The 13,233-nt window shown below is 68.9% G+C and carries 11 protein-coding genes; 7 read left to right on the forward strand and 4 right to left on the reverse strand.

The window, feature by feature from the left end; all coding sequences use genetic code 11:
* Positions 1–23: 23 nt before the first annotated feature.
* Genes ACIPVN_RS08470 through ACIPVN_RS08480 form a run of 3 tightly spaced genes read right to left on the reverse strand, consistent with a single transcriptional unit; the run spans position 24 to position 3,451 of the window.
* On the reverse strand, positions 24–920 hold the full coding sequence (locus ACIPVN_RS08470) for an ABC transporter permease (protein ID WP_400442021.1): 897 nt from the start codon (positions 918–920) through the stop codon (positions 24–26).
* Entirely contained in the window at positions 913–1,839 is a 927-nt protein-coding gene (locus ACIPVN_RS08475; protein ID WP_400442023.1) for an ABC transporter permease, read from the reverse strand. Before ACIPVN_RS08475 ends, ACIPVN_RS08470 begins: the two co-directional genes overlap by 8 nt.
* Positions 1,840–1,855: 16 nt before the next feature.
* Positions 1,856–3,451, reverse strand: coding sequence for an ABC transporter substrate-binding protein (locus ACIPVN_RS08480; RefSeq protein WP_400442025.1), 1,596 nt, complete (start codon positions 3,449–3,451; stop codon positions 1,856–1,858).
* Between the two features lie 117 nt (positions 3,452–3,568).
* Here ACIPVN_RS08480 and ACIPVN_RS08485 point away from each other — a divergent pair, with 117 nt between their 5' ends.
* The 7 genes from ACIPVN_RS08485 to ACIPVN_RS08515 all read left to right on the forward strand — a co-directional run bounded on the left by ACIPVN_RS08485 (position 3,569) and on the right by ACIPVN_RS08515 (position 12,936).
* Positions 3,569–5,026: an amidase gene (locus tag ACIPVN_RS08485; protein WP_400442026.1), complete on the forward strand. Its 1,458-nt coding sequence runs from the start codon at positions 3,569–3,571 to the stop codon at positions 5,024–5,026.
* A 179-nt stretch (positions 5,027–5,205) separates the two neighbouring features.
* Complete coding sequence (locus ACIPVN_RS08490) at positions 5,206–5,295, forward strand: potassium-transporting ATPase subunit F (protein ID WP_247623718.1); 90 nt, start codon at positions 5,206–5,208, stop codon at positions 5,293–5,295.
* A complete protein-coding gene (kdpA, locus tag ACIPVN_RS08495) occupies positions 5,295–6,974 on the forward strand; it encodes a potassium-transporting ATPase subunit KdpA (RefSeq protein ID WP_400442028.1) in 1,680 nt (559 codons plus the stop codon). The genes ACIPVN_RS08490 and kdpA overlap by 1 nt, the downstream gene beginning before the upstream one ends.
* Before the next feature lie 2 nt (positions 6,975–6,976).
* Positions 6,977–9,148: a potassium-transporting ATPase subunit KdpB gene (gene kdpB, locus ACIPVN_RS08500; RefSeq protein WP_400442030.1), complete on the forward strand. Its 2,172-nt coding sequence runs from the start codon at positions 6,977–6,979 to the stop codon at positions 9,146–9,148.
* Positions 9,149–9,158: 10 nt separating this feature from the next.
* Positions 9,159–9,761, forward strand: coding sequence for a potassium-transporting ATPase subunit KdpC (kdpC, locus tag ACIPVN_RS08505; RefSeq protein WP_400442032.1), 603 nt, complete (start codon positions 9,159–9,161; stop codon positions 9,759–9,761).
* Complete coding sequence (locus ACIPVN_RS08510) at positions 9,758–12,268, forward strand: ATP-binding protein (protein ID WP_400442034.1); 2,511 nt, start codon at positions 9,758–9,760, stop codon at positions 12,266–12,268. The genes kdpC and ACIPVN_RS08510 overlap by 4 nt, the downstream gene beginning before the upstream one ends.
* Positions 12,265–12,936: a response regulator gene (locus tag ACIPVN_RS08515; RefSeq protein WP_400442036.1), complete on the forward strand. Its 672-nt coding sequence runs from the start codon at positions 12,265–12,267 to the stop codon at positions 12,934–12,936. The genes ACIPVN_RS08510 and ACIPVN_RS08515 overlap by 4 nt, the downstream gene beginning before the upstream one ends.
* A gap of 7 nt (positions 12,937–12,943) precedes the next feature.
* On the opposite strand, the gene ACIPVN_RS08520 is transcribed toward ACIPVN_RS08515, so the two are convergent.
* Entirely contained in the window at positions 12,944–13,216 is a 273-nt protein-coding gene (locus tag ACIPVN_RS08520) for a DUF1905 domain-containing protein (protein WP_400442038.1), read from the reverse strand.
* Positions 13,217–13,233: the final 17 nt, after the last annotated feature.

A 13,233-nucleotide genomic window follows, 5' to 3' on the forward strand; every position in this document is an offset into this window, starting at 1 on the left:
CATCGGTTCTCGCCGAGCGCCTCTCATGATCGACCCCGCGGGTCGAGGGCGTCCCTGAGGGCGTCACCGAGCATGATGAGGCTGATCACCGTGACGGTCAGGAAGATGCTGGGGAAGAGAACGGTGTGCGGAGCGAGCTGGAAGTACGACTGCGCGGTCGACAGCTGCACCCCCCAGGAGATCGAAGGCGGCACCAGACCGACGCCGAGGAACGTCAGCGTCGCCTCCGCGCCGATGACTCCACCCACCATCGTCGCAGCGATCGCCAGGGTGGGCGCGAGAGAGTTGGGCAACACGTGCGACATCACCACCCGCAGCTGCGAGAAGCCCAGCGCGTGCGCCGCCTGTACGAACTCCCGCTCGCGCACCTCCTTGACCGAACTGCGGATCAGTCGGGCGAACGTCGGCCACGAGAAGAAGGCCAGCACTGCCGACAGCAGCAGCGGAGTGCGGTCGGGAGCCGTGTTGAGCACGATGATCGCCCCGAGGAGGAACGGGAAACCCAGAACGACATCGGCGCCGCGCGCGATGAGCGAGTCGACCCACCCTCCGCGGTAACCGGCGAGGGTGCCGAGGACGACGGCGACGACGAGGCAGATCGCCGTCGTGGTCAGCCCGATGAACAGGGACGTCCGCGTGCCGAAGAGGACGTTCGCCATGACGTCACAACCCTGCACATCCGTCCCGAACGGGTGACCGGGCCCGGGTGGGCGGTTCGATGCGAGCAGATCGCACGCGCGGGGATCGCTCTGACCGAACAGTCCCGAGAGGAGACCCGGTATGACGGCGATGATCGCGAGGCAGCCGAGGAGAGCCACACTCACCCAGAACTGCAGGCGCCCACGGAGCGTCGCCCAGAGCCCGCGCGTGGTCGCGCGGTCGAAGTTGCCGTCGATGGCTACGGTCGCGGGCTCAGTCATTGCGGATCCTGGGGTCGAGGAGCGAGGAGATGACGTCGACGACGACATTGGTGATCAGGAAGATGAGAACGAGCGTGGTGGCGACGCCGACGACGACCGTGCCCTGCTGATCCTGAATGGCCTTGTAAAGCAACTGACCGACCCCGTTGATGTTGAAGATCGCCTCGATCACCACCGTGCCGCCCAGCAGGGAACCCAGCTGGATCGCCAGCACGTTGACCACGGGAGCTGCCGCGTTGCGCGTGACGTGCAGCCCGACGATGCCCCGGCGCGACAGCCCCTTCGCGCGGAGGGTCCGGACGAAGTCCGATTGCATCGTGTCGATCACGCTGCCCCGCATAAGACGCGACACCCCGGCCAATCCGTAGATGGCGATGATCAGCGCCGGCAGGATGAATGCCCGTGGCCACCCATCGCCGACTCCGGCGATGGGTGTCCACTTGAGCATGATGCCGAACACGTACTGGGCGGTGATACCCATCACGAACACCGGAACCGATTCGGCGATGATGGTTCCCAGAAGTACCGACCTGTCGACCGCCGATCCCTGACGCAGCCCCGCGACCAACCCCAGGACGACGCTGATCAGCACCGTCAGCGTCCACGCGGTGAGCGCGAGGGTGATGGTCGTCGGCCACCGGCTGGCCATCTGCTCGCTCACCGACTGACCGGTGAAGGTCGTACCGAGATCTCCCTGGAACAGTCCTCCGAGATAGTTGAGATACTGCTGCCAGATCGGCTGATCCAGCCCGTACTGCTCGCGCAGCTGCTGCTGCACGCTCTCGGGGAGTGGACGGTCGCCGCCCAGCGCCTCGATCGGATCACCGGGCAGCAGGAACACCGCGCAGTAGATGACGAACGTGACGCCGAAGAAGACGATGACGAGTTCGAGCAGTCGTTGGCTGAGGAATCTCCACATATGCGAGGGCGGCGGTTCAGTCGTCGGAGAGGACGATCTCGGTGAGGATGGGTTCGCCGACGCCTGAGGCGGTCACCTTCTCGACACGATCGGACGTGACGTAGTTGTAGGACTCGTCGAACAACGGCACGATCGGGAAGTCCTCGGCAAGGATCTCCTGCACCTGCGCATACGCCGTGCCGTCCTCACCGCCGGTCAGATCCGCCTGCTTCAGCGCGGCATCCACCTTCGGGTCGAGAGCTCCACCGCAGTTCTTGCACACGGGTGCACTCGAGAACATCGCTCGCAGAGTCGACTGCTGGCTCGGGTAGAGAGCGCCCCAGCGCGAGAAGAACGGGCCGTCTAGCGTCTGGGTGTTCCTGGCCTCACCGAACTCCGCCCACCCGACGGACGGTCGTGCGACGGCTTCGATACCGAGGTTCTGTCGCAGGGAGTTCGCAACCGCGTTGAAGAGATCCTCATGACCTGCTCCACCGGGGAAGTGGATCGTGAGTTCTCCATCGAATCCGCCGGCCTCTTCGAGCAGTGCCGCGGCGGCATCCGGGTCGTACTCGCAGAACTCACCGCACACGCCGTCGGGGTTACCCGGCATGACGGCGGGGGTCCAGGCGGTGGCGGGCTTGTTGAGTCCGCCGTAGATCGCCTCGTTGATGGCGTCTCGATCGATCGCCATCGAGATCGCCTGGCGCACCCGGACGTCCGAGAACCGCTCATCCCAGTACGGGATGCCGAGATAGTTCATTCCGGGGGCCGAGAAGCTGTAGATGTTCTCCTCATCGAAGTCGCCGGATACCTGCAACGACCTCGTGGCGGGGAGCGCCGTCAGGTCGAGGTTTCCCGCCAGCGCATCGGTGTACGCCGTCAGCCGATCGCTGTAGGGCACCCAGGTGATCTTGTCGACTGTGGGTTCCGTGCCCTTGTAGGCGTCGAAGCGCTCGGCGACGAGAGGCTCGCCCTCGACCCACTCTGCCGTGAGTGCGAGCGGCCCATTGCCCACCGGCTTCTTCCCGTACGCCACCAGATCGTCGAAGGCGCTCTGGGGCATCGGGTAGAAGGCGGTCTGGGCCTGGGACAGCTGCACGGGGAACTGGCTGTCGGGCTGGCTCAGCGCCACGGTGAAGACGCGATCGTCCACGACCTTCAGTCCGGACATCTGATCGGCGGTCGGTTCGCCCTCCGCAGGGTTGAGGTCGGCATAGCCCTCGATGGACGCGAGCTGACCGGAGTTCGCGAACGCGTTCGTCCCGAGCGCGACCGCGTTCCAGCTGTCGACGTAGTCCTGGGCGGTGACCGGTGTGCCGTCATGGAAGGTCCAGCCGTCGCGCAGCGTGATCGTCCACGTCGTCTTGTCGTCGCTCTCGACCGATTCGGCGGCGACGTAGCTGAGCTCGCCGTCTGCATCGATGAAGGTGAGCGGGCTGAAGATCGACATCATGAGCCCGTAGACGTTGCTCTGGCGGCCGGGCGTGAGGTCGGGCACCGGATCGGCTGATCCGATGACGAGTTCGCGCGGGGAGTCGGAGGCGTCATCCGACCCGCCGCCCGAGCATCCGGTGAGGGCGACGGCGAGCACCGCCGTCGTCGCGATTGCGGCTTTCCACAGACCTTTCATAAAACTCCTCCTCGAGTAGTGGGGGTCCGTTCACCTTACGTTTACGATTTTCTAAACGTACAGTATGTTCGAAAGACGGAACAGAAGCGATACGTCCACGAAACATAGGGAGCGCTCGTGACCTCGCACGTCGCGTACGAGTCGGAACTGACCTGGTTGAGCACCCGGGAGCTCGCTGCCCGTATCGCTTCGGGGGAGATATCCGCGCGCGAAGCGCTGGCCGACCACCTCGCGCGAATCGATGCCGTGAATCCCGCCATCAACGCGATCGTCACCCGCGACGACGATCGCGCCTTCGATCGCGCCGATCAGGCGGACGCACGACGATCCGCGGGCGCGCAACTGGGAACCCTGCACGGCGTGCCGATGACCCACAAGGAATCCACGGATGTCGCGGGGCTCCCCACCACGCGCGGCTCGGCCCTGCTCCTCGACAACGTCCCCGCCGCAGACGCCCTGATCATCGCGCGGCTTCGAGCGGCCGGCGTCGTCACGAGCGGCAAGTCCAACGTGCCGGAGTTCACCGCGGGCTCGCACACCTTCAACAAGGTCTTCGGGACGACCGTGAACCCCTTCGACACCGGTCGGTCGGCCGGAGGGTCGTCGGGCGGAGCGGCCGCAGCCATCGCCGCCGGAATCCAGGCATCCGGAGACGGCTCCGACATGGGCGGGTCTCTGCGCACGCCGGGGTCCTTCAACAACATCGTCGGAATGCGCCCCAGCAACGGGCGCATCCCGCATGCGCTGCCGGCGAACCCGTGGGAATGGCTCGCGCAGCCCGGGTTCATGGCGCGAACGGTGAGCGATGTCGCGCTGATGATGTCGGTCGCCTGCGGCCCTGCGCCGGGCGCCCCGCTATCGATACCCCAACCCGGCTCGGTCTTCGAACGGTCCGAGTTCGCACACCCCGACCGCCACGCCGAGGGTGCCGGTCTCCGAGGGCTCCGCATCGGCTTCTCGAGCGACCTCGATGGCCTGATCGCCGTCGAGTCCGACGTCGACGAGATCGTCTGCACCGCCGCCGGCGTGTTCGCGGACGCCGGCGCGCATGTCGACGACCGTATCCCCGACCTGCACGACGCGGATGAGGTCTTCCGTGTGACGAGGGCCTACGACTTCGCCGCCGACTACCGCGAACTGATGCGTGAGCATCGCGAAGAGATCAAAGACACGGTCGTGTGGAACACCGAACTCGGGCTCTCGCTCACCGCCGAAGATCTCCTCTCGGCCGATGACGCGCGCCGTCGCCTCGCCGCGTCCGTCGAAGCGTATTTCTCCGCGCACGATCTTCTCGTGCTGACCGCCGTGCAGGTCGCGCCGTTCGACGCCCGGTGGGAGTTCCCGCGCGAGGTCGGGGGCGCACGACTGGAGAACTACCTCGATTGGATGCGGGCATCGACGATCATCTCCGCGACCGGCTGCCCGGCCATCTCCGTCCCCGCGGGTTTCACTCCCGAAGGGCTCCCCGTCGGCATTCAGCTGGTGGCGGCTCCCGGCCGCGACGTCGAGCTTCTGCTCGCTGCGCAAGCTTTCGAGGAACTCACGGGTCACTATCGGCGGCATCCCGCCCTCTGAGCAGCGCGGCGTGAGCAAGGCGCATGCATCCGGCGAACCACCGTAGGGGAACCGTGAGGATCGTCGAGCGCCCGCCGCCCGCGGAGTTGTATCGGTGACGTGCTCGACATCCTCTACCTCGCGCTGACTCTCGCGCTGTTCGCCCTCGTCTCGTTCGCCGCGAAGGGGGTGGAGAAGCTGTGATCGTGTTCGAGATCATCGCCGCGGCCCTCGCCGCTGCGGCCGTCGTCTACCTCGTGATCGCCCTCGTCGCGGCGGAGCGCATCTGATGGGCGCCGAGATCTGGTTCGGCGTGCTGCAGGCCGCCGTCCTCATCGTCGCCCTCGTGCTGCTCTATCGCCCGCTCGGCGACTACATCGCCCACGTCTTCACGAGCCCGCGGGACGCGCGCATCGAGCGCGGCGTCTACCGCGTGATCGGCGTCGACCCGGCATCCGAGCAGACCTGGCGGGCCTACGCCCGCAGTGTGCTGGCGTTCTCGGTCGTGGGCCTGCTGCTCGTCTACGGTCTCCAGCGTCTGCAGGCGTTCCTGCCCGAGTCGCTCGGCCTGCCCGAGGTGCCCGAGGGCCTCGCCTTCAACACGGCGGCCTCGTTCGTCGCCAACACCAACTGGCAGTCGTACTCGCCCGAGCAGACCATGGGCTACACCGTGCAGCTCGCGGGCCTCACGGTGCAGAACTTCGTGTCGGCGGCCGTGGGCCTCGCCGTCGCGGTGGCCCTCATCCGGGGCATCGCCCGCCGTGGGTCGACCACGATCGGCAACTTCTGGGTCGACCTCATCCGCGGCCTCGGTCGCCTGCTGCTGCCGATCTCGATCCTCGCCGCGCTCGCCCTGCTCGCGGGCGGCGTCGTGCAGAACTTCGCCGGGTTCACCGACATCACCACGGTCGCGGGAAACCCGCAGACGATTCCGGGCGGACCGGTCGCCTCGCAGGAGGCCATCAAGCTGCTCGGAACGAACGGCGGCGGCTTCTTCAACGCCAACTCGGCGCACCCCTTCGAGAACCCGACGGGATTCACCAACCTGCTGCAGATCCTGCTGATCCTCGCGATCCCGTTCGCGCTCCCCCGCGCGTTCGGCCGCATGGTGGGCGACCACCGTCAGGGCTACGCGATTGCGGCCGTGATGGGCACGATCTTCCTGGTCTCGACTTTCGCGCTCTCGGCGCTCGAACTCGCCGGCCGCGGCACCGCCCCCGAGCTCGCGGGAGCCGCGATGGAGGGCAAGGAGGTGCGCTTCGGCATCTTGGGCTCGACCCTGTTCGGCAGCGCGAGCACCCTCACCTCCACCGGTGCGGTCAACTCGATGCACGACTCGTACACAGCGCTCGGCGGCATGATGCCGATGCTCAACATGATGCTCGGGGAGGTCGCCCCCGGCGGCGTCGGGTCGGGTCTCTACGGGATGCTCGTGCTGGCGATCCTCGCGGTGTTCGTCGGCGGGCTGCTCGTGGGCCGCACCCCCGAGTACCTCGGCAAGCGCATCGGTCCGAAGGAGATCAAGCTCGCGAGCCTCTACATCCTCGTCACGCCGACCCTCGTGCTCCTCGGCACGGCGCTGAGCTTCGCGATCCCCGGCATCCGTGCGGACGTCGAGGCCACCAGCATCCTGAACCCCGGCGTGCACGGTATGAGCGAGGTGCTCTACGCGTTCACCTCGGCGGCCAACAACAACGGCTCGGCGTTCGCCGGCCTCACCGCCAACACCCCGTGGTTCAACACCGCGCTGGGCGTGGCGATGCTGCTCGGTCGATTCCTGCCGATCGTGCTGGTGCTCGGGCTGGCAGGTTCCTTCGCGGCGCAGGAGAAGGTGCCCGAGACCGTCGGCACCCTGCCCACCCATCGGCCGCAGTTCGTCGGCCTGCTCCTCGCCGTGACGGTCATCGTCACCGCGCTCACCTACTTCCCGGTGCTCACCCTGGGCCCGCTCGCCGAAGGACTCGTCTGACCATGACACTCATCACCACTCCAGAAGCGGATGCCGAGGCATCCGCCCCGTCCGCCGAGAAGGCACCGCGCACCTTCGGCTGGCCGCAGCTCACCGCCGCCCTTCCCGGGGCGCTGCGCAAGCTCAACCCCGCCGCCCTCGTGCGCAACCCCGTGATGCTGATCGTCTGGGTCGGCGCCGCGTTCACCACGGTGCTCGCGATCGCGGAGCCCTTCCTCGGCGGCCCCGGAGAGTCGGGCGGCACCCCCGTGCCCGCACCGTTCACGGCCGGGATCGCCGTGTGGCTGTGGCTCACGGTGCTCTTCGCGAACGTCGCCGAGTCGGTCGCCGAGGGCCGCGGCAAGGCGCAGGCCGCGAGCCTGCGCAAGACCCGCACGAGCACGATGGCGCGGCGGGTTGTTGCGGGGTGGGACCCTTCGACAAGCTCAGGGACCCACTTGTTCGACGTGAAGACCGTCGAGATCTCGTCGGTCGAGCTGCAGCGCGACGACCTCGTGATCGTCGAGGCGGGCGAGCTCATCCCCGGCGACGGCGACATCGTCGCGGGCATCGCGACCGTCGACGAGTCGGCGATCACGGGCGAGAGCGCCCCGGTGATCCGCGAGTCGGGCGGCGACCGCAGCGCCGTCACCGGTGGCACGCGTGTGCTCTCCGACCGCATCGTCGTGCGCATCACCTCGAAGCCGGGCGAGACGTTCGTCGACCGCATGATCGCGCTCGTCGAGGGGGCGAGCCGCCAGCGCACTCCGAACGAGATCGCGCTGAACATCCTGCTCGCGAGCCTGTCGATCGTGTTCGTGATCGTCGTGCTCGCGCTCAACCCGATCGCGTCGTACGCGGCGTCGCCGGTCAGCATCCCGGTGCTCATCGCCCTGCTCGTGTGCCTCATCCCGACGACGATCGGCGCCCTGCTCTCGGCCATCGGCATCGCCGGGATGGACCGCCTCGTGCAGCGCAACGTGCTCGCGATGTCGGGCCGCGCGGTCGAAGCGGCCGGAGACGTCACCACGCTCCTGCTCGACAAGACCGGAACGATCACGTACGGCAACCGCCGCGCCCACGAGGTGCTGCCGCTGCCGGGTGTCGACGCCGACGAGCTGCTGCGCACCGCCGCGCTCGCCTCGCTCGCCGACCCCACGCCCGAGGGCGCATCGATCGTCGCGCTGGCGGCGAGCCGCGGCATCCGCCTCGACGAGCAGACGGACGCCGTCGTGGTGCCGTTCACAGCGCAGACGCGCATGAGCGGCCTCGACCTCGCCGACGGCACGCAGGTCCGCAAGGGAGCAGGTTCGGCGGTGCGGGCGTGGCTCGCCGGCGGGTCGGCGCAGACGGATGCCGAGCTGATGAGCCGCACGGATGCCGTCGCCGAGAGCGGCGGAACTCCCCTCGTCGTCGCGGTGAAGAGCCCGTCGACAGGCTCAGGGACCTCAGGGGACCGCATCCTCGGCGTCGTGCACCTGAAGGACATCGTGAAGGACGGACTGCGCGAGCGGTTCGACGAGCTGCGCAGCATGGGCATCCGCACCGTCATGATCACGGGCGACAACCCGCTCACGGCGAAGGCGATCGCCGCCGAGGCCGGGGTCGACGACTTCCTCGCCGAGGCGACCCCCGAAGACAAACTGGCCCTCATCCGGCGCGAGCAGGAGGGCGGACGCCTCGTCGCCATGACCGGCGACGGCACGAACGACGCACCGGCGCTCGCGCAGGCCGATGTCGGCGTGGCGATGAACACCGGCACGTCGGCGGCGAAGGAAGCCGGCAACATGGTCGACCTCGACTCCGACCCGACCAAGCTGATCGACATCGTGCGCATCGGCAAGCAACTGCTCATCACCCGCGGCGCGCTCACCACGTTCTCGCTCGCGAACGACATCGCCAAGTACTTCGCCATCATCCCGGCGATGTTCATGGGCGTCTTCCCGGGGCTGGCGGTGCTCAACATCATGCAGCTGCACTCCCCGGCATCCGCCGTGACCAGCGCGATCATCTTCAACGCGATCGTGATCGTGTTCCTGATCCCGCTGGCGCTGCGCGGGGTGAAGTACCGCCCGGCGAGCGCCTCGCAGATCCTGCAGCGCAACCTGCTGATCTACGGACTCGGCGGCGTGATCGCGCCGTTCATCGGCATCAAGCTGATCGACCTCGTCGTCAGCCTCCTCCCCGGCTTCTGAAAGGCCCCTCATGTCGTCCACCCGCACCACCGTCCGCACCGCGGGCGTCGCCGTCCGCGCGATGCTCGTCCTCACCCTCGTGCTCGGCGTCGGCTACACGCTCGTCGTCACCGGCATCGGCCAGTTGCTCCTGCCGTGGCAGGCGAACGGCTCACCTCTCGCCGACGACAGGGGCAGCGCTCTGATCGGCCAGCCGGCGACGGATGCCGACGGCGACGCGCTCCCCGAGTACTTCCAGTCCCGTCCCTCGGCCGCCGGCGACGGCTACGACGGCGCGGCCTCGAGCGGCAGCAACCTCGGCCCGGAGAACGCCGACCTGATCGCCGCGATCGAGGAGCGCAGGGCGACCATCGCCGAGCGAGAGGGCGTGAGCCCCGCCGAGGTGCCGGCCGATGCGGTGACGGCATCCGGATCGGGACTCGACCCGCACATCAGCGTCGCGTACGCCCTGCTGCAGGTGCCGCGCGTGGCGGCCGCGCGCGGCCTCGCCGAAGGCACGGTGCGCCAGCTCGTGGAGTCTAGGATTCAAGGGCGGGATCTGGGATTCCTCGGCGAAGAGCGCATCAACGCCGCCGAACTCAATCTCGCGCTCGATGAGCGGGAGGGCGAATGACACGAGAGCGGCGGGGCCGGCTCCGCGTTCTCCTCGGCGCGGCCCCCGGCGTCGGCAAGACCTTCGAGATGCTCGCCGAGGGGCGACGCCTGCTCGACGACGGCCGCGATGTCGTGATCGCGGTCGTCGAGACCCACGGCCGTGCCGCGACACTCGCCCAGACGATCGGCCTGCCCGAGGTGCCGCGGCGCACCACCGAGCACCGAGGCGTCGCGCTCACCGAGCTCGACGTCGACGCCGTGATCGCCCGCCGTCCCGAGATCGCCCTGGTCGACGAGCTCGCGCACACGAACGTTCCGGGCTCGCGGCATCCGAAGCGGTGGCAGGACGTCGAGGCGATCCGGGACGCCGGCATCGACGTGGTGACGACCGTGAACGTGCAGCACATCGAGTCGCTCAACGCGGTGGTCGAGAAGATCACCGGCATCGCGCAGCAGGAGACGATCCCGGATGCCGTGGTGCGGGCCGCGGACGAGATCGAGGTCGTCGACCTGGCTCCGCAGACCCTTCGCGACCGCCTCTCGGCCGGTCTGGTCTACCCGGCTGAGCGCATCGACGCCGCGCTGTCGAACTACTTCCGACTGGGCAACCTCACGGCGCTGCGCGAACTGGCCCTGCTGTGGCTCGCCGACGAGGTCGACAGCGCGCTACGCAGCTACCGCGCAGAGCAGGGCATCGAGGGCACCTGGCAGGCGCGCGAGCGCGTGGTCGTCGCGTTGACCGGCGGACCGGAGGGCGAGACGCTGCTGCGCCGCGGCGCCCGCATCGCCGCCCGTTCGGCGGGCGGCGAACTGCTCGCGGTGCACATCTCCACGCAGGACGGCCTGCGAGACGAGACCCCCGGTGCGCTCGCGGCGCAGCGTGCGCTGGTCGAATCGCTCGGCGGAAGCTTCCACCAGATCATCGGCGACGACATCCCCGGCGCGCTCGTCGAGTTCGCACAGGGCGCGGATGCCACGCAGCTCGTCATCGGCGTGAGCCGGCGCGGGCGGCTCATGGCGGCACTCACCGGACCGGGGATCGGCTCCGAGGTCATCCGCCGCTCGGGCGACATCGACGTGCACATCGTCACGCACGCCGCCGCGGGCGGACGCATCGCCCTCCCCCGCATCACCGGCGGGGCGCTCGGCTGGCGACGGCAGCTGCTCGGATTCGCGGTCGCACTCGCCTTCGGGCCGCTGCTGTCCTGGATCATGTTCGCGTTCCGCAGCCCCGAGTCGATCACCTCCGAGGTGCTCGCGTATCAGCTGCTCGTGGTCGTGGTGGCGCTGATCGGCGGCATCCGCCCCGCCGTGTTCGCGGCCGTGCTGTCGGGCATCACCCTCGACTTCCTCTTCGTCGCGCCGCTGTTCACGATCACCGTCGCGCACCCCCTGCACGTGCTCGCGCTCGCGCTCTACGTGGTAATCGCGATCCTCGTGAGCATCATCGTCGACCAGGCCGCACGCCGTGCCCGCACCGCCAAGCGCGCGACCGCCGAGGCCGAGCTGCTCGCCGCCGTCGCCGGCAACGTTCTGCGCGGCGACAACGCCGTGCTGGCGCTGGTCAGCCGCACGCGCGAGGCGTTCGGGCTCAGCGGCGTGCGGCTGCTCACCGCCGAGGGCGAGGTGCTGGCCAGCGACGGCGAGCCGCTCGCCGACGGTCGCACCACCTCGGTCGAGGTCGGCGGCTCGCACGCCGTGCTCGAGCTCAGCGGCGATGCGCTGGATGCCCCGGCCCGGCGCCTGCTCGATGCGATCGTCGCGCAGCTCGCGGCCGCGATCGAGCACACGGGTCTGCGTGAGACGGCGAAGGAGGCCGCCGCGCTGGCCGAGACCGACCAGGTGCGCAGCGCCCTGCTCTCCGCACTCAGCCACGATCTGCGCCGCCCGCTCGCCTCCGCGGTCGCGGCGATCGGCGGGCTCCGCGGAGCCCACGACCTCTCGCCCGACGACCGCGCCGAACTGCTCGCCACGGCAGACGAGAGCCTCGCGACCCTCTCGACCCTCGTCACCGACCTGCTCGATGTCAGCCGTGTCGAAGCGGGCGTGCTCGCCGTGTCGTCGACGCGCCTCGACGCGACCGGGCCCGTGCTGGCCGCCGTCGACGAACTCGGCCTCGGGCCCGCCGACGTCGAGCTCGCCCTCGACCCCTCCCTGCCCGCCCTGCAGGCCGACCCGGTGCTTCTGCAGCGCGTGATCGTGAACGTGCTCGCGAACGCGCATCGCCACTCGCCGGCGGGAACCCGTGTCCTCGTGTCGACGAGCACCCTGGGCGACCGCGCCGAGATCCGCATCGTCGACCGCGGAGAGGGGGTTCCGCTTGAGCGGCACGACAGCATCTTCCAGCCGTTCCAGCGCTTCGGCGACACCGACAACACGACCGGCCTGGGTCTCGGACTCGCCCTGTCGCGCGGTTTCGCCGAGGGCATGGGCGGTAGCCTGACTCCCGAGGACACCCCCGGGGGCGGCCTCACGATGGTCATCTCACTGCCGCTGGCCGGCGCCGACACGGAGGACACGGAGTGAAGCTCCTCATCGCCGACGACGATCCGCAGATGGTGCGCGCCCTGCGCATCACACTCGCCGCGCACGGATACGAGGTGGTCGTCGCGCCCGACGGCGCCGCCGCGGTCGCCGCCGCCGCCCAGACCCACCCCGACCTCATCATGCTCGACCTCGGCATGCCGCGGCTCGACGGCATCGAGGTGATCCAGGCCCTGCGCGGCTGGACGAACGTGCCCATCATCGTCGTCTCGGGACGCACGGGCTCGGCCGACAAGGTCGAGGCGCTGGATGCCGGAGCAGACGACTTCGTGACCAAGCCGTTCCAGGTCGACGAGCTCCTCGCCCGCCTGCGGGCGCTGTCGCGGCGCGCGGTCCCGGCCGGCGGCGAGTCGACCGTGACGTTCGGCGACGTGGTCGTCGACCTCGCGACGAAGACCGTCACGCGCGGTGGTTCACGGGTGCACCTGACCCCGACGGAGTGGCGGATGCTCGAGCACCTGTCACGGCATCCGGGGGCCCTCGTCACCCGCCAGGACCTGCTGAAGGAGATCTGGGGCAGCGAGCAGGTCTCCGACTCCGGCTACCTGCGGCTCTACATGTCGCAGCTGCGCAAGAAACTCGAGCCGGAGCCCAGCGCCCCCGTGCACCTGCTGACCGAGTCGGGGATGGGTTACCGCCTCGTCGTGTGACGGGAGACTACCGAGGCGTGACGGTCACCTGAACCTGGTCTCCGATGTCCTTACCGAGCGTCTTGCGAACCTTCGCGTTCAGCGACACCATGTGGCCGCCGGTGCCGGTGACCATCGCCCCCACGTTCTCCAGAACGACGTCGTCGACCTGAGCGTCGACGCGCACGGTCTTGCCGGTCCCGAAGAAGTCCACGGATTCGGGGATCTCGACGCAACTCCACGTCTCGCCCTTGACCTCGACGCCGATCGTCGCGGTGAATGTCTTCGTCGCAGTGGTCATGCGCACACCATACCGAA

This window comes from Microbacterium sp. NPDC090003 (assembly GCF_044748385.1).
Classification (GTDB): domain Bacteria; phylum Actinomycetota; class Actinomycetes; order Actinomycetales; family Microbacteriaceae; genus Microbacterium.

What these genes read in the sequence shown, in the direction of transcription:
- ACIPVN_RS08470 (WP_400442021.1), bottom strand. Translation starts at nt 920, where the DNA reads ATGACTGAGCCCGCGACCGTAGCCATCGACGGCAACTTCGACCGCGCG.
- ACIPVN_RS08475 (WP_400442023.1), bottom strand. Translation starts at nt 1,839, where the DNA reads ATGTGGAGATTCCTCAGCCAACGACTGCTCGAACTCGTCATCGTCTTC.
- ACIPVN_RS08480 (WP_400442025.1), bottom strand. Translation starts at nt 3,451, where the DNA reads ATGAAAGGTCTGTGGAAAGCCGCAATCGCGACGACGGCGGTGCTCGCC.
- kdpA (WP_400442028.1), top strand. Translation starts at nt 5,295, where the DNA reads ATGGGCGCCGAGATCTGGTTCGGCGTGCTGCAGGCCGCCGTCCTCATC.
- kdpB (WP_400442030.1), top strand. Translation starts at nt 6,977, where the DNA reads ATGACACTCATCACCACTCCAGAAGCGGATGCCGAGGCATCCGCCCCG.
- kdpC (WP_400442032.1), top strand. Translation starts at nt 9,159, where the DNA reads ATGTCGTCCACCCGCACCACCGTCCGCACCGCGGGCGTCGCCGTCCGC.
- ACIPVN_RS08510 (WP_400442034.1), top strand. Translation starts at nt 9,758, where the DNA reads ATGACACGAGAGCGGCGGGGCCGGCTCCGCGTTCTCCTCGGCGCGGCC.
- ACIPVN_RS08520 (WP_400442038.1), bottom strand. Translation starts at nt 13,216, where the DNA reads ATGACCACTGCGACGAAGACATTCACCGCGACGATCGGCGTCGAGGTC.